The 20,397-nt window shown below is 45.3% G+C and carries 17 protein-coding genes and 2 tRNA genes; 3 read left to right on the forward strand and 16 right to left on the reverse strand.

What is annotated here, in order from left to right; all coding sequences use genetic code 11:
* Nucleotides 1-97: 97 nt before the first annotated feature.
* The 14 genes from pnp to rlmE all read right to left on the reverse strand — a co-directional run bounded on the left by pnp (nucleotide 98) and on the right by rlmE (nucleotide 15,120).
* The gene (gene pnp / locus VCHENC03_RS04035) at nucleotides 98-2,230 is read right to left on the reverse strand and encodes a polyribonucleotide nucleotidyltransferase (protein ID WP_009707524.1); all 2,133 of its coding nucleotides are present in this window, start codon (nucleotides 2,228-2,230) and stop codon (nucleotides 98-100) included.
* A gap of 314 nt (nucleotides 2,231-2,544) precedes the next feature.
* Complete coding sequence (gene rpsO / locus VCHENC03_RS04030) at nucleotides 2,545-2,814, reverse strand: 30S ribosomal protein S15 (protein WP_005380094.1); 270 nt, start codon at nucleotides 2,812-2,814, stop codon at nucleotides 2,545-2,547.
* A 150-nt stretch (nucleotides 2,815-2,964) separates the two neighbouring features.
* Complete coding sequence (truB, locus tag VCHENC03_RS04025) at nucleotides 2,965-3,909, reverse strand: tRNA pseudouridine(55) synthase TruB (RefSeq protein ID WP_009707525.1); 945 nt, start codon at nucleotides 3,907-3,909, stop codon at nucleotides 2,965-2,967.
* The gene (gene rbfA / locus VCHENC03_RS04020; protein ID WP_005431935.1) at nucleotides 3,909-4,316 is read right to left on the reverse strand and encodes a 30S ribosome-binding factor RbfA; all 408 of its coding nucleotides are present in this window, start codon (nucleotides 4,314-4,316) and stop codon (nucleotides 3,909-3,911) included. The genes truB and rbfA overlap by 1 nt, the downstream gene beginning before the upstream one ends.
* Before the next feature lie 109 nt (nucleotides 4,317-4,425).
* A complete protein-coding gene (gene infB / locus VCHENC03_RS04015) occupies nucleotides 4,426-7,110 on the reverse strand; it encodes a translation initiation factor IF-2 (protein WP_009707526.1) in 2,685 nt (894 codons plus the stop codon).
* 21 nt (nucleotides 7,111-7,131) lie between these two features.
* Entirely contained in the window at nucleotides 7,132-8,619 is a 1,488-nt protein-coding gene (gene nusA, locus VCHENC03_RS04010; RefSeq protein WP_005439457.1) for a transcription termination factor NusA, read from the reverse strand.
* 36 nt (nucleotides 8,620-8,655) lie between these two features.
* The gene (gene rimP, locus VCHENC03_RS04005) at nucleotides 8,656-9,111 is read right to left on the reverse strand and encodes a ribosome maturation factor RimP (RefSeq protein ID WP_005439455.1); all 456 of its coding nucleotides are present in this window, start codon (nucleotides 9,109-9,111) and stop codon (nucleotides 8,656-8,658) included.
* Between the two features lie 232 nt (nucleotides 9,112-9,343).
* Nucleotides 9,344-9,420: transfer RNA gene (locus tag VCHENC03_RS04000), tRNA-Met, on the reverse strand.
* Between the two features lie 56 nt (nucleotides 9,421-9,476).
* Nucleotides 9,477-9,560 (reverse strand) — tRNA-Leu (locus VCHENC03_RS03995).
* 18 nt (nucleotides 9,561-9,578) lie between these two features.
* Nucleotides 9,579-9,917, reverse strand: coding sequence for a preprotein translocase subunit SecG (gene secG / locus VCHENC03_RS03990; protein ID WP_005439454.1), 339 nt, complete (start codon nucleotides 9,915-9,917; stop codon nucleotides 9,579-9,581).
* A gap of 225 nt (nucleotides 9,918-10,142) precedes the next feature.
* A complete protein-coding gene (gene glmM, locus VCHENC03_RS03985; RefSeq protein WP_009707527.1) occupies nucleotides 10,143-11,483 on the reverse strand; it encodes a phosphoglucosamine mutase in 1,341 nt (446 codons plus the stop codon).
* A gap of 10 nt (nucleotides 11,484-11,493) precedes the next feature.
* Nucleotides 11,494-12,333, reverse strand: a complete 840-nt coding sequence (gene folP / locus VCHENC03_RS03980) for a dihydropteroate synthase (protein ID WP_009707528.1) — start codon at nucleotides 12,331-12,333, stop codon at nucleotides 11,494-11,496.
* A gap of 69 nt (nucleotides 12,334-12,402) precedes the next feature.
* Nucleotides 12,403-14,382: an ATP-dependent zinc metalloprotease FtsH gene (gene ftsH / locus VCHENC03_RS03975; protein WP_009707529.1), complete on the reverse strand. Its 1,980-nt coding sequence runs from the start codon at nucleotides 14,380-14,382 to the stop codon at nucleotides 12,403-12,405.
* A 108-nt stretch (nucleotides 14,383-14,490) separates the two neighbouring features.
* Nucleotides 14,491-15,120: a 23S rRNA (uridine(2552)-2'-O)-methyltransferase RlmE gene (gene rlmE, locus VCHENC03_RS03970; RefSeq protein WP_005439450.1), complete on the reverse strand. Its 630-nt coding sequence runs from the start codon at nucleotides 15,118-15,120 to the stop codon at nucleotides 14,491-14,493.
* Between the two features lie 138 nt (nucleotides 15,121-15,258).
* Between rlmE and yhbY the strand changes: the two genes are divergently transcribed.
* The gene (gene yhbY, locus VCHENC03_RS03965) at nucleotides 15,259-15,555 is read left to right on the forward strand and encodes a ribosome assembly RNA-binding protein YhbY (protein ID WP_005425257.1); all 297 of its coding nucleotides are present in this window, start codon (nucleotides 15,259-15,261) and stop codon (nucleotides 15,553-15,555) included.
* A 92-nt stretch (nucleotides 15,556-15,647) separates the two neighbouring features.
* Here yhbY and greA read toward each other — a convergent pair whose 3' ends face one another.
* A complete protein-coding gene (gene greA / locus VCHENC03_RS03960; RefSeq protein WP_005439449.1) occupies nucleotides 15,648-16,121 on the reverse strand; it encodes a transcription elongation factor GreA in 474 nt (157 codons plus the stop codon).
* Between the two features lie 537 nt (nucleotides 16,122-16,658).
* Between greA and VCHENC03_RS03955 the strand changes: the two genes are divergently transcribed.
* Both VCHENC03_RS03955 and dacB read left to right on the forward strand, forming a co-directional pair.
* Entirely contained in the window at nucleotides 16,659-17,663 is a 1,005-nt protein-coding gene (locus tag VCHENC03_RS03955; RefSeq protein WP_009707530.1) for a porin, read from the forward strand.
* A gap of 117 nt (nucleotides 17,664-17,780) precedes the next feature.
* A complete protein-coding gene (gene dacB, locus VCHENC03_RS03950) occupies nucleotides 17,781-19,205 on the forward strand; it encodes a serine-type D-Ala-D-Ala carboxypeptidase (protein WP_009707531.1) in 1,425 nt (474 codons plus the stop codon).
* Here dacB and VCHENC03_RS03945 read toward each other — a convergent pair.
* Nucleotides 19,184-20,029: a magnesium transporter gene (locus VCHENC03_RS03945; RefSeq protein WP_009707532.1), complete on the reverse strand. Its 846-nt coding sequence runs from the start codon at nucleotides 20,027-20,029 to the stop codon at nucleotides 19,184-19,186. The genes dacB and VCHENC03_RS03945 overlap by 22 nt on opposite strands.
* Nucleotides 20,030-20,397: the final 368 nt, after the last annotated feature.

The raw sequence follows: 20,397 nt of genomic DNA on the forward strand, positions 1-20,397 counted from the left end.
CGAAACAGGCCAAAAAAAAGGGGAGCGAAAATGCTCCCCTTTTATAGCATGCTTTCAGTCTCTTAAGCTAATAAAAGACCAAAAGTCGAAACTTAGATTACTCGCCTTTTGCTTCAGAAGCGTCGTTTGCTTCTTCTGCTGGCTTCTCTACTGCTTCTTTCATACTTAGACGTACACGGCCTTGGCGGTCGATTTCAAGAACTTTAACTTGAACTTCTTGACCTTCAGTTAGGTAGTCAGACACTTTCTCAACGCGTTTTTCAGCGATTTGAGAGATGTGTACTAGACCATCTTTACCTGGAAGAACCGTTACGAATGCACCAAAGTCAGCTAGACGTGCAACCTTACCAGTGTAGATACGACCTACTTCAACTTCAGCAGTGATCTCTTCGATGCGGCGGATAGCTTCTTTCGCTGCTGCACCTTCAGTTGCTGCAATCTTGATAGTACCGTCGTCTTCGATTTCGATAGTTGTACCAGTCTCTTCAGTTAGAGCACGGATAACTGCACCACCTTTACCGATAACGTCTTTGATCTTCTCTGCGCTGATCTTCATTGTGTGAATGCGAGGAGCGAATTCAGAGATGTCTTCACGAGCACCAGAGATAGCTTCATCCATTACAGATAGGATGTGCTTACGTGCACCTTGAGCTTGGTTAAGCGCAATTTGCATGATCTCTTTAGTGATACCTTCGATCTTGATGTCCATTTGAAGTGCTGTGATACCAGTGTTAGTACCCGCTACTTTAAAGTCCATGTCACCTAGGTGGTCTTCGTCACCAAGGATGTCAGAAAGAACAACGAAGTCGTCGCCTTCTTTAACAAGACCCATTGCGATACCCGCAACAGAAGACTTGATTGGCACACCTGCATCCATAAGAGCAAGAGAAGTACCACATACAGAAGCCATTGAAGAAGAACCGTTAGATTCAGTGATTTCCGATACAACACGTACTGTGTATGGGAACTCATCAACAGAAGGCATTACTGCTGCGATACCGCGTTTAGCCAGTTTACCGTGACCGATTTCACGACGCTTAGGAGAACCTACAAAACCAGTTTCACCAACACAGTATGGAGGGAAGTTGTAGTGTAGTAGGAAGTGATCTTTACGCTCACCTGTTAGCTCGTCGATGATTTGAGCATCACGCTGCGTACCTAGAGTCGCAGTTACTAGAGCCTGAGTTTCGCCACGTGTAAATAGTGATGAACCGTGTGTACGAGGAAGAACACCAGTACGTACGTCTAGCGCACGAACCATGTCTTTTTCACGGCCGTCGATACGTGGGTTACCAGCGATGATGCTGCGACGTACAACTGTCTTCTCTAGATCGTGGAAGATAGTGTGGATTTCTTTTGTGTTCGCTTCTGGATCTTCAGCAAGTAGCACTTCGTTTACTTCACCAGCGATCTCGTGGATGCGATCGTAACGAGCCATCTTCTCAGTGATTTGGTAAGCTTCAACAAGCTTAGCTTCAGCCAGTTCAGCGATCTTGTTTACAAGCGCTGTGTTCTCTTCTGGAGCAACCCAATCCCAAGCAGGAGTCGCAACTTCAGCAGCAAACTCGTTGATTGCGTTGATCACTGTTTGTTGTTGGTCGTGGCCGTAAACAACCGCTGATAGCATTTCTTCTTCAGTTAGGTTGTCAGCTTCTGACTCAACCATTAGTACTGCAGATTCAGTACCCGCAACAACTAGGTCTAGCTTAGAAGCTTCTAGCTCTGTGTTGCTTGGGTTAAGTACTAGTTGACCGTCGATGTGACCAACACGTGCAGCACCGATAGGACCGTTGAACGGAATACCAGAGATAGCTAGCGCCGCAGAAGTACCGATCATAGTTACGATATCAGGTTGAACATCTGGGTTAACAGATACTACCGTTGCGATAACTTGTACTTCGTTTTTGAATGCATCTGGGAAAAGTGGACGGATTGGACGGTCGATTAGACGAGCCGTTAGCGTTTCACCTTCAGATGGACGACCTTCACGCTTGAAGAAACCACCAGGGATTTTACCTGCAGCGTAAGTACGCTCTTGGTAGTTAACTGTTAGCGGGAAGAAGTCTTGACCTTCAACTGCTTCTTTTTTACCAACTACAGAAACGAATACTGCTGTATCGTCCATAGTCACCATAACGGCTGCCGTAGCTTGACGTGCGATAACGCCAGTTTCTAGAGTAACTGTGTGGTTACCGTACTGGAACGTTTTAACAACTGGTTTTTCGAACATTGTTATTCCTTGTTTCTAAGCGCATCGATGGACTTGCTCAGAGAGTATTGATTGATACTCAAGACATTACGAATCGCGACTAGTGAAAACAAACTGACATGGTGTGCAATTCGCTTTTAATAGTCGCGACCTTTTGGTCGACGTGGTTGACTGTAATGCAATGAGTCTTTGTGAAAATCTCAAAACGAGATTTAGCCGCGTGTAGTATAACGGCATAAGTTTGATTTGGCTAAGCTATAGCAGTGAAAATAAGTAACGGGCAACAAAAAAGGGGCATAAAGCCCCTTTTAGACAAACTGCTATGCAGTCGCTGATTAGCGACGTAGGCCTAGACGCTTGATTAGGTCTTGGTAGCGAGCTAGATTTTTACCTTTTAGGTAATCTAGAAGCTTACGACGACGAGAAACCATACGTAGAAGACCACGACGGCTGTGGTGATCGCCTTTGTGTGCTTTGAAGTGACCTTGTAGGTGGTTGATAGAAGCTGTAAGTAGAGCTACTTGAACTTCTGGTGAACCTGTGTCGCCTTCGCCTTGTGCGTATTCTGCAACGATTGCTGCTTTAGTTTCTGCATTCAGAGACATAATTCTCTCCTAATAAGAGTAAGTTTAAAGTTGTAGCAGCCAATCTCTGATTCAGCCGCTACGCGAAGCGCGAATTATAGGGAAGTTTCCTCACCCGCGCAATATAAAAATACCGGCATTACAGCCGGTATTTTCTAGAGCTTGATGAAGTTACTCTTCGTCGCGGAAAACCACCAAACGTTTTGGTGCCACTTTTCCATCGTCGTTCACTTCAGCAACGCCAATAAACAGCTTATCTTCACCAGAAGTCATGCGAATTGGCGTCCCTTCTGGCGCGCCAAACACTTGTACTGGCATACCATGCTGTACCAAGTTGGTTAGCTCTGCGTTTAGGTTTACCTCAGGTAACTCTTCAACGGCAGTATCCATTGGCAACAACAGTGGATCAAGCAACTCTTTTGGTGCTACTTCGTCACGATGCGCTTGCTCTAGCAACTCATTAAGTTGCTCTAGCGTTACCATTTTTTCGTACGGATATTTTGCAACACCTGTACGACGAAGCATGGTCACGTGTGCACCACAACCAAGCATTTCACCTAGGTCATCAACGATAGTACGGATGTAAGTGCCTTTCGAGCAGTGTACTTCCATCTCAACTTCGTCACCTTCAAAGCGGTGAAGTACGATTTCGTATACGGTGATCTTGCGCGATTCACGTGGTACTTCAATGCCTTTACGAGCGTACTCGTACAATGGCTTACCTTGGTATTTCAATGCAGAGAACATTGAAGGTACTTGGTCTGATTCACCACGGAACGTGTCGATGCACGCTTCTAACTTCTCAAGGTTCACGTCAACTGGACGCGTCTCTACCACTTCGCCATCAGAGTCAGACGTATCAGTACGCTCACCTAACTTTGCGATTACGCGGTAGCGCTTGTCTGAATCCAACAAGAACTGAGAGAACTTAGTTGCTTCGCCTAAGCAGATTGGCAACATGCCCGTCGCTAGTGGGTCCAATGCACCCGTATGACCCGCTTTTTCAGCAAAGAAAATACGTTTTACTTTTTGCAGTGCATCATTTGAAGAAATACCTGTTGGTTTGTCCAACAAGATAACGCCATTAATTGGACGACCTTTACGACGACGAGCCATTACTCTTCCCCTGCCTGATCTTCTTCGCGACCTGAATCTTGCTGTTTACGTTTATCTTCGTTAACAACTTCAGAAACTAGGTTCGACATACGCATACCTTCTACTAGTGTGTTGTCGTAGTAGAAACGGATTTCAGGCGTCAGACGTAGGCGAATACGCTTACCAAGCATCATACGGATGTGCACTTCGTGCTCACGTAGTGCTGCTAGGCATGATTCTGGCGTTTGCTCACCCACACATAGGAAAGTAACGAATACTTTTGCGTAAGCAAGATCGCGTGATACTTCTACATCAGAAATCGTAACCATGCCTAGGCGAGAGTCACGAACTTCACGTTGAAGGATCATCGCAAGTTCTTTTTGCAGCTGCTGTGATACGCGCTGCGTGCGGCTAAATTCTTTTGACATATTCATTCTCTTAAATAGAAAGAATGGGGGGATGGTCAAGCCAGCCCCCCATGGTGTATTCAACAACCAATTACTATTTGTCTTTCAGACGTTTAGTAATTTTAGTCAATTAGTCTAGAGTACGTTTGATTTCAACGACTTCGAATACTTCGATCTGGTCGCCAACGCGAACGTCGTTGTAGTTCTTAACGCCGATACCACACTCGTAGCCATTCTTAACTTCTTGAACGTCATCTTTAAAGCGACGAAGTGACTCTAGTTCACCTTCGTAGATAACAACGTTGTCGCGTAGAACGCGGATTGGGTTGTTACGCTTAATTAGACCTTCAGTAACCATACAACCAGCGATTGCACCCAGTTTCGGTGACTTAAATACGTCACGTACTTCAGCAAGACCAATGATTTCTTGCTTGAATTCTGGAGCAAGCATACCGCCCATTGCTTGTTTAACTTCGTCAATCAATTGGTAAATGATTGAGTAGTAACGTAGGTCAACGCTTGCTGCTTCAATCGCACGACGAGCAGATGCATCCGCACGTACGTTAAAGCCAAGGATGATTGCGTTTGAAGCTTCTGCAAGAACTGCGTCAGTCTCTGTAATACCACCAACACCAGAACCAACGATGTTCACTTTAACTTCGTCAGTAGATAGTTTCAGTAGAGAGTCTGCGATTGCTTCTACAGAACCTTGTACGTCAGCTTTCAGTACTACGTTTAGTTCAGCAACTTCACCAGCAGTCATGTTAGAGAACATATTCTCTAGTTTAGATTTCTGCTGACGAGCAAGTTTCACTTCACGGAACTTACCAGCACGGTAGTTTGCTACTTCACGCGCTTTACGCTCGTCACGTACTACTGTTGCTTCGTCACCTGAAGATGGTACGCCTGAAAGACCTAGGATCTCTACAGGAATAGATGGGCCAGCTTCTGTGATTTCTTGACCTAGTTCGTCACGCATTGCACGGACACGGCCGTATTCTTGACCACAAAGAACGATGTCGCCTTTGTTTAGCGTACCTGATTGAACAAGTACTGTTGCAACTGGACCGCGACCTTTATCTAGGCGAGATTCAACAACAACACCAGATGCCATGCCTTCAGCTACAGCGGTAAGTTCAAGAACTTCAGACTGAAGAAGGATTGCTTCTAGAAGACCATCGATGTTTGTACCCTGTTTAGCAGAGATGTGAACGAACATGTTCTCACCGCCCCATTCCTCAGGGATTACGTCGTATTGAGCTAGCTCATTCTTAACGTTGTCTGGGTTCGCGTCTTCTTTATCGATCTTGTTCACAGCAACAATCAGAGGAACGCCTGCCGCTTTCGCGTGCTGGATCGCTTCAACTGTTTGTGGCATTACGCCATCGTCTGCTGCAACTACAAGAACAACGATATCTGTCGCTTGAGCACCACGAGCACGCATAGCAGTAAACGCTGCGTGTCCAGGAGTATCAAGGAACGTGATCATGCCGTTGTCTGTTTCAACGTGGTAAGCACCGATGTGCTGTGTAATACCACCCGCTTCGCCTGAAGCAACGTGTGTACGACGGATGTAGTCAAGTGTTGACGTTTTACCGTGGTCAACGTGACCCATGATAGTTACAACTGGAGCACGTGGTACTGCTTCTGCGTTTGTATCACGATCAGATAGTACTGCTTCTTCCAGTTCGTTCTCTTTACGAAGAACTACCTTGTGACCCATTTCTTCAGCAACAAGCTGTGCTGTTTCTTGGTCGATCACTTGGTTGATAGTCGCCATAGCGCCCATCTTCATCATTACTTTGATAACTTCTGTCGCTTTAACCGACATCTTGTTAGCAAGTTCAGAAAGAACGATTGTTTCACCGATTACTACGTCTTGTTTTGCTACAGTCGCAGACTTATCGAAACCGTGTTGCATTGAAGTTGGCTTAGCAAGTTTGCCTTTGTTACGGCCTTTGCCACCACGTTGGTTACGACCACCGCGTGATTGCTCTTCTTTTGCTGGCTTCTTCTTCTTACGACGAGCACCGCCTTCTTCTTTACGGTCAGCTGCATCTTCAGCTTCACGAGCGTAACGAGAAGTGGTTACGTGGTAGTCAGAGTTTTCAAGTTCTTTCTTCTTAGACTCTTCTTCAGACCAACGAGCTTCGTTCTCTTCTGCAAGTTTACGAGCTTCTTCAACAAGCTTCGCGGCTTCTTGCTCAGCTTTACGTTGGGCTTCTTCTTCCTGACGACGCTTTAGCTCGTCAGCTTCTTTCTTCGCTTGCGTATTAGCATCCGCATTTTTTGCATTCATGTCTTTCTTAGCCTTTTCAGCTTGTGCGCGTTTTGCCTTTTCTTCAGCTTCACGTTTTGCATCCGCTTCACGTTTCGCTTTCTCATCGGCTTCGCGCTGTGCTTTCTCTGCAGCTTCACGTTTGGCTTGTTCTTCTGCCTCACGCTTCGCAAGCTCTTCAGCTTCACGCTTTGCTGCTTCCTCAGCCTCACGTTTTGCGTCGTCTTCGATAGTGCTGCGCTTCACATATGTGCGCTTCTTACGCACTTCTACTTGAACATCCTTACTTTTGCCGCCACCTGCTGCAACACTTAGCGTGCTACGAGTCTTACGTTGAAGCGTCAGTCTAGTAGGTTCAGATTCGCCCGACTTATCGCCGTGCTCTTTCTTCAGGTGAGAGAGAAGCTTTTGCTTCTCTTCATCCGATACATGGTCAGAACTCGCTTTGTTCATGCCAGCGTCAGCAAGTTGTTCCATTAAGCGGTCGACTGGAGTACCAATCTCTTCACTCAGAGCTTTAACTGTTAATTGTGTCATGCCGCTTCCTCCTTGCTGATATTATGCTTCTTCGCCGAACCAACAGATGTTACGTGCAGCCATGATAAGCTCACCTGCGCGTTCTTCTGTCAGGCCTTCAATACCTTCTAAATCGTCGATACCTTGGTCGGCTAGATCTTCTAGTGTTGCTACACCTTTTGCTGCCAACTTGAATGCCATCTCACGCTCTAGACCTTCAAGGCCTAGTAGATCTTCAGCAGGCTCTAGACCTTCAAAAGACTCTTCTTGCGCTAGGGCAATTGTCGTTAGTGCGTCTTTCGCACGGCTACGAAGTTCTTCAACAAGCTCTTCGTTTAGGCCGTCTACGTCTAGCAGTTCGTTAACTGGAACGTATGCGATTTCTTCTAGCGTTGAGAAACCTTCTTCAACAAGTAGTTGAGCGAAGTCTTCTTCAATGTCTAGGTACTTCATGAAGTTTTCGATAGACGCTTGAGATTCTTCAGCGTGTTTCTTCTGAAGATCTGCCACAGTCATTACGTTCAGTTCCCAACCAGTTAGTTGAGATGCTAGACGTACGTTTTGACCGTTACGACCGATAGCTTGCGCTAGGTTGTCAGCTTCAACTGCGATGTCCATTGAGTGTGCATCTTCATCAACGATGATAGAAGCAACGTCAGCTGGCGCCATTGCGTTGATAACGAATTGAGCTGGGTTATCGTCCCAAAGAACGATATCGATACGCTCACCACCAAGCTCACCAGATACTGCTTGTACACGTGCACCACGCATACCAACACACGCACCTACAGGGTCGATACGTTTGTCATTTGTTTTAACAGCGATCTTAGCGCGAGAACCTGGATCACGTGCAGCACCTTTAAGCTCGATGATTTCTTCAGCGATTTCTGGTACTTCTACACGGAATAGTTCTGCCAGCATTTCTGGCTTAGAACGTGTAATGAACAGTTGGAAACCACGCGCTTCTGGAGCAACTTTGTACAGAAGACCACGAACACGGTCACCTGGACGGAAGTTTTCACGAGGAAGTTGGTCATCACGTAGGATTACCGCTTCTGCGTTGTTACCTAGATCCATTACAACTGTTTCACGGTTTACTTTCTTAACAACACCAGTGATTAGATCACCTTCGTTGTCGATAAACTGTTCTACGATTTGTGCACGCTCAGCTTCACGTACTTTTTGTACGATAACTTGCTTAGCAGTTTGAGTCGTAATACGGTCAAATGTAACCGATGGGATATCGTCTTCTACGAAATCACCTAGTTGAATGTCTGCATCTTCATACTGTGCAGCTTCTAGAGAGATTTCTTTTGTTGGGTTTTCTACATCTTCTACAACCAACCAACGACGGAAAGTTTCAAACTCACCCGTTTTACGGTCGATAGCGACACGTACATCGATTTCGATTTCGTATTTTTTCTTTGTAGAAGTTGCTAGAGCAATCTCAAGAGCTTCAAAGATACGCTCACGAGGTACCGCTTTTTCGTTCGATACCGCTTCTGCTACCGCTAAAATTTCTTTACTCATTGTATTTAGCCTCTAAGCTTCAAATTTTTTAGGGAACTAAAATTTAGGGATCAGGTTAGCTTTTGAAATGTTACTTAGAGCAAACTCTTCTTGTTGCCCATCAACAGTAACTGCAATTGTCTCACCATCTACGCTGTGGATAATACCTGCCCACTTACGACGGTTTGCAACAGCCATTTTCAAAACGATGCTGACCTCGTGACCAATAAATTGCTCGTAATGTGCTGCTTTGAAAAGTGGTCTTTCTAAGCCTGGAGAAGAAACTTCTAGGCTGTAAGCAACAGAAATTGGATCTTCAACGTCTAGTACTGCGCTAACCTGATGGCTTACTTCTGCACAAGCGTCTACATTGATGCCATTTTCGTGGTCAATGTAGATACGTAACGTTGAGTGCGCACCCGCACGAATAAATTCTAATCCAACCAACTCATAGCCTGATGCCTCTACTGGAGCTTCAAGCATTTCAGTAAGTTGTCTTTCTAAACCAGTCATTTGAACCACTCCAGAAACAAAAAAAGGGCTCAGAGCCCAATCAAAAAACCAAGCAGTGATCCGAGTTAAATTACAAAAACTCAGATAACAAAAAACCCCGAAAGTCGGGGTTTTATGCTGCTGGACCCTGATACGTTAAGAATAGCCAAAAATTTGCTTTTCTTAACTCACAGTGTGGTTAGCACTGTGCAAACTTGCCAATCGAATCATTCTTTCCAATGAAAGAAGAGATTGGTTGCGGGGGCCGGATTTGAACCGACGACCTTCGGGTTATGAGCCCGACGAGCTACCAAGCTGCTCCACCCCGCGTCCGACTTGCTGAGCATTATACGCTCAACTAAGTGATTTACAAGTTTGTAAATTCATGGTGCCGAGAGAGGGACTCGAACCCTCACACCAAAGGCACTAGCACCTCATGCTAGCGTGTCTACCAATTTCACCATCTCGGCTACATAAACCTTTACAGCTTATTGTGGAATCTCATCACCTGCTGGTGCTGGAACTTCACTTGCTGCATCTTTAACTTGTTCTACAACTGGTTGACCTAGTGTTGGGTCTACCCATTGTGACTCAGTCTTGTGCGTAGACATACGACCAAGTAACAAGCTAATGATAAAAAATACGGTTGCTAAAATAGCAGTTGTTCGGGTTAAGAAATTACCTGAGCCGCTTGCACCAAACACTGTGTTTGAAGCACCTGCACCGAACGAGGCTCCCATATCTGCGCCTTTACCTTGTTGAATCAACACAAGGCCAATCACACCAAGCGCCGCCAACAGGTAAATCACAAGTAGAACTGAAAACATTTTTTTCCACCTATGTTCCAAATTGTTGAGCCAGCGCCGTTCAAAAACAATGATGTTTATTTATGAACAAGGCTAGCGACCTCCTAACGGGAGGCGGAGCAATACTAGCGAAAGCCAGTAACGCTGACAAGGGAAAATTAGCAAAAAGTCAGCGCTAACGCATTAAGCGCTCAAAAAAAGGGCAAAAGATGCCCTTTTCTCTCGCAAAATAGGTTAACGCAATGATTAACAACTTGCTTTTACTGCATCTGCAATTTTAAGCGCAGAGCTTTGAACAAGCTCGGCATCTTCACCTTCAACCATCACTCGGATCAGAGGTTCAGTGCCTGATTTGCGAAGCAGCACGCGACCTTTGTCACCAAGCTCAGCTTCAACCGCTGCTACTGAGTCTAGTACAGCTTGAGCTTCAAGTGGGTTGCTTTCACCAGCAAAGCGCACGTTTTCTAGCACTTGTGGGTAAAGCGTCATCCCTTGAGACAAGTCGTGTAGTGTCATATCACTGCCGACTACAGAAGCAAGAACTTGCAACGCGGCAACAATTGCATCACCCGTTGTGACTTTGTCTAGCAAGATAACGTGGCCTGAGTTTTCCGCGCCAATCTTCCAGCCTTTCGCAAGTAGCTGTTCCATTACGTAGCGGTCACCTACTGCTGCACGTACAAATGGAATACCTAATTGCTTTAAGCCATTTTCCATACCTAGGTTTGTCATTAGCGTGCCAACAACACCACCTTTTAGTTCACCACGACGCAATGCATCGCGTGCGATGATGTAAGCGATTTGGTCACCGTCGATCTTGTTACCTAAATGGTCAACCATGATGATACGGTCACCATCACCATCGAACGCTAGGCCAAGATGAGCTTGCTCTTCTACCACACGCTTTTGTAACGCACGAACGTCAGTCGCGCCCACTTCAGCGTTGATGTTAGTGCCGTTTGGCTCAACACCCATTGCGACAACTTCTGCACCTAACTCTTTGAATACGTTAGGAGCAATGTGGTAAGTCGCACCGTGTGCACAGTCAACAACGATTTTTAGGTTTGCAAGGCTCAACTCAGAAGGGAAAGTGCTCTTACAAAATTCGATGTAACGACCTGCTGCATCATTTAGACGAGTCGCTTTACCTAGTTCAGCAGATTCAACACATTCGATGTCTTTGTCTAGCTCAGCTTCAATAGCAAGCTCGATATCATCCGGAAGCTTAGTACCTTCAGACGAGAAGAACTTAATACCGTTGTCATAGTACGGGTTGTGAGACGCTGAAATAACGATACCAGCTTCCGCACGAAAGGTTTGCGTTAGGTAAGCGACTGCCGGTGTTGGCATTGGACCAGTAAAGGTTGCTTTCAGGCCAGCGGCTGCAAGACCGGCTTCAAGAGCAGATTCAAGCATGTAGCCAGAGATACGCGTATCTTTACCGATGATAACTTTCTTAGTGCCTTGTTTTGCTAGTACACGACCAGCTGCCCAGCCAAGCTTTAGTACGAAATCCGGAGTAATTGGGTATTGACCAACTTTACCGCGCACACCGTCAGTACCAAAATAACGTCTTTTATCAGACATAAAACTTTCCTTAATTCTTTTTGATATTTTTGTTCGTCATCTCAACCACCTTCATTGCTTCAATGGTTTCTTCAAAGTCATGAACTCGAATGATCTGCGCACCTTTCATTGCAGCGATAGTCGCACAGACCACGCTTGCATTAGTACATTCCGCTGCGGGTTTATCCAACAGTTTGAAGATCATTGACTTACGCGACATACCAGCAAGTATTGGTAAACCGAATTCATGGAACTTATCGAGATGAGCGAGCATATGATAATTGTGTTCTATGGTTTTGCCAAAGCCAAAACCTGGATCTAGGATAAGTTGAGACTTATCAATACCCACCGCTTCACAAGCAGCAATGCGTTCTTTGAGAAATTCTGAGACATCTTCCATCAGATCATCATACTGTGGATTTGCCTGCATCGTTCTAGGTTGACCTTTCATGTGCATCAAGCAAATTGGCAATTTAGCTTCTGCTGCTACCTCTAATGCTACTGGCTCTTGAAGTGCACGAACATCGTTAATGAGGTCAGCACCAGCAGCAACCGCTTGGCGCATCACTTCAGCTTTACTGGTGTCGACAGAAATCCAAACATCGTATTTTTTGCGAATCGCTTTGATAACTGGAATGACGCGTTGTAGTTCTACCTCGAGCTCAACATCTGGGGCGCCAGGACGCGTCGACTCGCCACCGATATCGATAATACTGACACCAGCAGCAATCATTTTCTCAGCTTGGGCAAGCGCAAGATCGAGTGAGTTGAACTTACCGCCATCGGAGAAGGAGTCAGGGGTTACATTGAGAATCGCCATGACGTGAGGGCGAGAAAGGTCGAGAGATTTGTTGTTTGCTTTAATAATCATAGCTTTAATAATCACAACATATACAAAAACCCCGAGCTTAACTCGGGGTTTATTATCAAAGGCTACTCTTTATTCAGAGTCTTTCTTTTCTGGCGCTTCGCTTGAAGTCGCTTCTTGAGAAGCAGGTTGCTCTACTGGTTTTGTAGGTTCTTCTGATTTCTCTTCAGCTTTTACTTCAGGTTTCGCTTGAGGCTTATCGTTGTCTTCTGGTTTGTTTGCAGGTTTGTCACCCCAACCAGCAGGCTCACGAATGTCCGTCTTACGCTCCATCAGGTCATCAATCTGGCCAGCATCAATGGTTTCATACTTCATTAGCGCATCTTTCATCGCATGCATGATATCCATGTTGTCTTGCAAGATTTGTTTCGCACGGTCGTAGTTACGGTCGATGATCTTACGAACTTCATCATCGATTAGCTTCGCTGTGTCATCAGACATGTGTTTAGTCTGAGTCACGCTACGTCCTAGGAACACTTCACCTTCTTCTTCCGCATACAGTAGCGGACCAAGTTTCTCAGAGAAGCCCCACTGCGTAACCATCTTACGAGCGATGTCTGTTGCGCGTTCGATATCGTTCGATGCACCTGTCGATACCTTGTCAGCACCGTAGATCAGCTCTTCCGCTAGACGACCACCGTACAAGCTAGAAACCATTGATTCTAGGTGTTGGCGAGACATACTCACACGGTCTTGCTCAGGTAGGTACATCGTCACACCCAACGCACGACCACGTGGAATGATAGACACTTTGTACACTGGATCGTGTTCAGGAACCAAGCGACCAACAATTGCGTGACCCGCTTCGTGGTATGCTGTTGATTCTTTCACTTCTTCAGACATCACCATTGAACGGCGCTCTGCACCCATCATGATCTTGTCTTTAGCCAGTTCAAACTCAACCATAGAAACGTTGCGCTTGTTGCCGCGTGCAGCAAATAGAGCAGCTTCGTTAACTAAGTTTGCTAAGTCAGCACCAGAGAAGCCTGGAGTACCACGTGCAATTAGAGATGGCTCTACGTCGCCCGCTAGAGGCACTTTGCGCATGTGTACTTTAAGAATTTGCTCACGACCACGTACGTCTGGAAGACCTACAACGACTTGACGGTCAAAACGGCCAGGACGCAACAGCGCAGGGTCAAGTACGTCAGGACGGTTCGTCGCAGCGATAACAATGATACCTTCGTTACCTTCAAAACCATCCATCTCTACAAGCATTTGGTTTAGTGTTTGTTCACGTTCATCGTGACCACCACCAACACCTGCACCACGTTGACGACCAACCGCATCGATCTCATCGATGAAGATGATACAAGGTGCCGCTTTCTTCGCTTGTTCAAACATGTCACGTACACGAGATGCACCAACACCTACGAACATTTCTACGAAGTCAGAACCAGAGATAGTAAAGAATGGTACTTTTGCTTCACCAGCAATGGCTTTCGCTAGTAGCGTTTTACCAGTACCAGGAGGACCAACCATTAAAACACCTGTTGGAATCTTACCGCCCAGTTTTTGGAAGCGGCTTGGATCACGCAGGTAGTCCACCAATTCTTTTACGTCTTCTTTTGCTTCGTCACAGCCTGCAACGTCCGCAAAAGTTGTCTTGATCTGCTCTTCGCTCATCATACGAGCTTTGCTCTTACCGAAAGACATAGCGCCTTTACCGCCGCCGCCTTGCATTTGACGCATGAAGAAAATCCATACACCAATCAGTAAGATCATTGGGAACCAAGAAATGAAAATAGTGCCTAGCAGGCTTTGCTCTTCAGGAGGCGTACCTTGCACTTTCACGTTTTGATTAATTAGGTCATCTAGAAGCTTTTGGTCATACACAGGCATGTAAGTAACCATTTTGGCACCGCCGCCGCGACGAACAAAGCTAATCTCACCGTCTTTAAAAGTTGCTTCTTGAATCTGGCCTTGGCCAACTTCCTGTACAAACGTGGTGTAATCCACGGTTCTGCCATTGCTCTCTCCAGGGCCAAAGCTCTGGAATACCGACATCAATACGACAGCGATAACAAGCCACAGAATTAAATTTTTTGCCATGTCACTCAAGGTGTCAGCCTCTCGATAACTAATTGTAATTAAAGGTAGGGTACTACAGTTCATTTCCTGTAGCTATAGTGTTAACCATGCTCTAAACAAGCGAAATAGTTAACCTTTGTAACCAGTGGCTACAACGAAGACTTCTCGGGAGCGAGCTCGCGATGAGTCTGGTTTTCTGATTTTTACGACTTTAAACATGTCTCGGACTTCTTTCACAAATTGATCGAAGCCTTCACCCTGGAAAACCTTTACGACAAAGCTACCATTAGGTGCTAGAACTTGTCGACACATATCTAAAGCCAATTCAACTAAATACATAGCTCGTGGCTGATCTACAGAGTTATTACCAGCGATGTTAGGCGCCATATCAGACATTACTACGTCAACCATCGAAGGTTGGATTCTTTCTAATAGAGCATCTAAAACCGCCTCGTCACGAAAGTCACCTTGCAGGAAGCTTACACCAGCGATTGGATCCATAGGCAATAAGTCACATGCAATGATTTGACCTTCTTCACCTATTATCTTAGCAGCATATTGAGACCATCCACCTGGAGCTGCACCTAAATCGACGACAGTCATCCCAGATTTCAACAATTTATCTTTCGTTTGGATCTCTTCGATTTTGAAGTAAGCACGAGAACGGTAGCCTTTTTTACGAGCTTCGTTTGCGTATTTATCATCAAAGTGTTCTTTCAACCAACGACCAGAACTAGCCGAATGTTTTTGTTTACTCATTTTAATCCCAACAAGGCGTAATTAGGAGCTATTGTTCTAATAGGCTCAACCTATTACTCAATAAATTATAGTCTTCAGCAATAGATGGCGTTAAAATAGCTTTTTTCAACCCTTATTTTAAAGAAAATTGGCCGCGTAATGAACCTAAGCACCAAACAAAAGCAGCACCTAAAAGGCCTGGCTCACAGTTTAAAACCTGTTGTGCTAATGGGCGCAAATGGACTTACAGAAGCCGTGCTAGCAGAAATTGAAATCGCTCTTGACCACCACGAACTGATCAAAATTAAAGTTGCATCAGAAGACCGTGAGACAAAACAGCTGATCATCGACGCTATCGTACGTGAGACGGGCGCTGAAAAAGTTCAGACAATTGGTAAAGTACTTGTGCTATACCGCCAGTCTGAAGAGCGTAAAATCGAAATCCCACGTAAGTAATCCCTACTTACGCAGAGGAAGAAGAAAAGGTCGCCATGGGCGACCTTTTTTGCATCTACTATTTAAGCCTAATTAAAACAGACTGGTTTTAATTAGATATATTCAACGCTATCGATTTCGAAGTCTTTCGCACCGCCTGGGGTTTGAATAACGACTTCATCACCTTCCATCTTACCGATCAAGCCACGTGCGATTGGAGAACTGATTGAAATGCGGCCGGCTTTGATATCTGCTTCATCGTCACCAACGATTTGGTACGTTTTCTCTTCTTCTGTATCACAATCAATTAGAGTAACCGTTGAACCAAAAATCACTTTACCAGTGTTGTCCATGGTTGTTACGTCAATGACTTGAGCTACAGATAGCTTGTATTCAATGTCACGGATTTGTGCTTCACAGATACCCTGCTCTTCACGAGCTGCGTGGTATTCTGCATTTTCCTTCAAGTCGCCTAGTTCACGCGCTTCTGCGATTGCTTCTGAAATTTGTGGGCGAAGCTTTAGTAGACGATCTAGCTCAGTACGTAGCAGTTGTTCGCCACGCAGTGTCATTGGAACTTTTTCCATTATATAACCTCAAGGCCAAAGGTGTCTTTGGACAAAAAAAGCCCACCCAATCATGGTGACTGGGTAGTACGTTCAAAGATTCTGTTTTGATTAGTTTAAACAAACTAGGGTATGAAATCACCTTAATTCGATTTTGCTGCCTAGTTGTGTGGTTAATAACGCGCCATCAATTGTTTTTAGATTTAACCATCATCGCAATTTATTGAAAAACAACACTGTTCATTACATAAAAAACCTCAAGAAAGATAAAAACAAATCAATGTCAGGCTAATGTCATGCCGACACAAACCATTAAAATACAACCACTTGAGACAAGCAATCACACAATTGAACACTGTTCATTAGTTGGATTTATATCATTTTACTAACTCATAAGGAAACTTTAGCAGTAAAACATGTCCGGCAAGTTGTTACGTCATAGCTTTTTCGAATGTGGGCGATTCTCACGAGTGAAACTATACGCACAACAACAACTTGTGAGAGATAACCTCTCCCCCATAAAACAATGATTATGGACAGCTAACTAGGACAAATAAGATGAAAAAGACTCTAATTGCTCTTTCTGTATCTGCAGCAGCTATGGCAACTGGCGTTAACGCAGCTGAGCTTTACAACCAAGACGGCACTTCTCTAGAAATGGGCGGCCGTGCTGAAGCACGTCTATCTATGAAAGATGGCGACGTAGCGGACAACTCTCGTATCCGTCTAAACTTCCTTGGTACTCAAGCAATCAACGACAACCTATACGGTGTTGGTTTCTGGGAAGGTGAGTTCACTACAGCTGAAAACGGCGGCGTAGACGGCAACAGCAATCTAGACACTCGTTACGCATACGCTGGTCTAGGCGGTGCTTTCGGTGAAATGACTTACGGTAAAAACGACGGTGCGCTAGGCGTTATTACTGACTTCACAGATATCATGGCTTACCACGGTAACTCTGCTGCTGACAAACTAGCTGCAGCTGACCGTTCTGACAACATGTTCTCTTACAAAGGCCAATTCGAAAACCTAGCTGTTAAAGCTAGCTACCGTTTTGCTGACCGTGAAGAAGTAAACGGCGAATACAAAGACAACGGCGAAGATGGCTACTCTCTATCTGCAATCTACACTCTAGGCGACACTGGTCTTGACCTAGGTGCTGGTTACGCAGACCAAGCTGACGCTAACGAATACATGCTTGCTGCTTCTTACACTATGAGCGACCTATACTTCGCTGGTGTATTCACTGACGGCGAAAAAGAAGCTGACTTCAAGAACACTGTAGACTACACAGGTTACGAACTAGCGGGTGCTTACACTCTAGGTCAAACTGTGTTCACTTCTACATACAACAACGCAGAGACAAACGGCGAAACTTCAGCAAACAACTTCGCTGTAGACGCATCTTACTACTTCAAGCCTAACTTCCGTGGCTACGTATCGTACAACTTCAACCTAATTGATGCTGGCGATTCAATGGGCTCAACTACTGCTTCTAACTACAAAGCTACTAAAGCTGATGCAGAAGACGAGCTAGCTCTAGGTCTACGTTACGACTTCTAATTAAGTCTTAAGACTTGAAGATAAAATGCTCGCACTATGCGGGCATTTTTTATATCCAGAATTCTGCGATTTTTCGGTATATACTCAATTGCATAACTAACCTCACGAACTGTCACTATGCGCTTACCTTGGTCTTTATTACTTTTTTCTAGTCTCGCCCCACTCACATCAATGGCTTATCCTCATCAAGAGGTTTTGCCAGAAGGTTCTCGTGTCAGCTTGATTGCTGAAAAGCTCAACGACCAAAGCGAGCTAACTGGTATTCACCCAACCGATCAGTATTTCCCACCAGCCAGCACCTTAAAAGTGGTCACGGCTTTAGCGGCAAAACTTGAACTGGGGAATAGCTTCGCATTTCGTACCACATTAGAAAGCTCGAGCTCAGATGCTGTACTTACCTTCTCTGGCGACCCAACCCTGCTCACTCAAGATCTAAAAACGATGCTGACGCGAGCAAAGAAAAATGGGCTAAGCCAAATTAAAGGCGATCTTTGGTTAGATAATAGCGCCTTTACTGGGTACAACCGCGCTGTAGGCTGGCCATGGGATATTCTGGGGGTTTGTTATAGTGCGCCAGCGTCAGCAATCACTCTAAACGACAACTGTGTTCAAGCTTCCATCTACACTAAGAAAAACGGCTCAACACGGGTTTATGTCCCTGAACATCAACCAATTAATGTCAGCACGAGTGTCAAAACCGTCTCTAGAAGCGTTCAGAAGAGCCGTCACTGTGATTTAGACCTTATTGCTAACCCAGACAACAAATATGAACTAACCGGCTGTCTGGTCGACCGTGGCGACAAGCCCCTTCCTCTAAAATTCGCCGTGCAAGATCCTGAACGCTACACCAGCCAGAAAGTGCAAAAGCTCCTCAAACAAGTCGGCATTTCATTAAAAGGGAATGTCCGAATTGGTAAAGCCCCAGAAAAACAGCGTAAATTGCTTGCTGTACACAAATCTAAACCGTTGCCGCAACTATTGGATCAAATGCTAAAACGCTCAGACAACTTGATTGCTGATACGCTAACTAAAACACTTGGCGCGAAGTTTTTTGTTCAACCGGGAAGCTTTACGAATGGCACAGAAGCCATCAAACAGATCATCTTTTCCAATACAGGTGTCGATATTCGTAATGCAAGATTAGAGGACGGCTCGGGCTTATCACGCAACAACCGAATTTCAGCGACTTCTATGGCGGCTATTTTGCGTTACATTTGGCAGCATGAGAAGGAGCTTAACCTGATCGCAATCATGCCTAAGTCTGGTGAGTCTGGGACCTTGCAATACCGCAAAAGTATGCGTAAGGCGCCAATTAAAGGACAGTTGATTGCGAAGAGCGGTTCACTTTACGGAACCTACAACATGGCTGGATATGGATTGGATAAGAATGGCAAACCAAACACCGTCTTTGTTCAGTTTGTGTCGGACTATTTCCCAGAAAAAAGGGACGATAACAAACCTGTTGTCGCCCCTATTACTCAGTTTGAGAAATTGTTCTACCAAGACATTGTGAGCTTTAGTCAGGCGATGCCTAAGAAGTAGTTCACAACGGTAAAGTAGATCCACATCCCTGATATATCGACAATCGATGCTAAAACTGGGCTCACCAATACGGCTGGGTCCAGTTTACAAGCTCGAGCAATAATAGGCAGTAATCCGCCTAGCGTGGTTGAAATGGTCACCTGAATAAACAACGCAACGGCAATCGCCAACGCGATATCCTCAAGCGCAAAGCCACCTGTAGATTGCCCACCACTAAATAGCATGATGCGACCAACCATAACGACAGCAATTGCTAGTGCGATAAAAAGAGCGACACGGCTTTCTTTCCATAGCACTTCCAACCATTGGCGCTTCTTAAGCTCACCCGTTGCGAGAGCGCGAATCACCAAAGTTGCTGCTTGCGTCCCTGTATTACCACCAGCTGCCGCGATTACCGGCATGTAAACCGCTAGCAATACAAGTTGGCTCAATGTGTCTTCATATTGGGCGATGATTAAGCCAGACACAATTCCAAGCAGCGCAAGCGCAATGATCCAGCCAATACGCTGCTTCACATGCCCTAATACACTCGTGGAAAGATACCCGTCTGGCGTATCGACCTCAGACATATGCAAGCCTAATTGGTGAGCATAGTGACGCGCACGTTTGTCATGCCCTGCTTGTTCAAGTTGAGCGATAAGGCTATTCACATAACCTACTGAGCAATGCTGCAAAATACCTACCGCCTCATCAATAGGCATAACAGTGAGTAAATGCAGCTGTTGCTCTTGCTCGTATCGCAAAAAAGCATTACGAGCGGCACCAATTTCTACTTCTGAGAAATTTGGTGTTGTTTCAATAAAAGTGTTGTTCATTACCGTCATGGCGAATCTCCCGATTGGCATTGGTAACGACCATCGACAACGCGCGCAAATAACCTTCGGCACAATCCATTACGTGTATTAGAAATACTGGATGCACGAAAACATCAATGCAAAAGCACTGTCTATTCAGAATTTATGAAGGGAAATAACAAGAAGGAAAAATTAGAAAAGATGCCTCACCACTCAGGTAAGGCGGAGATCGCCAATACCGAAGCGGGTTATTTCGCTCCCTTAATCTTACTCACCCAGCAACTGGGAGGATGGTCGGTATTGTTCATGTAAATCTCCGATAAAGCTGCTCATCTAGCAGCGCGCGTATAGTAGCAAAAACGAGTCACTTTTACAGTCAATCTCTTGCGGATTCACCA

Source organism: Vibrio sp. HENC-03, from assembly GCF_000305755.2.
Classification (GTDB): Bacteria; Pseudomonadota; Gammaproteobacteria; order Enterobacterales; family Vibrionaceae; genus Vibrio; species Vibrio owensii.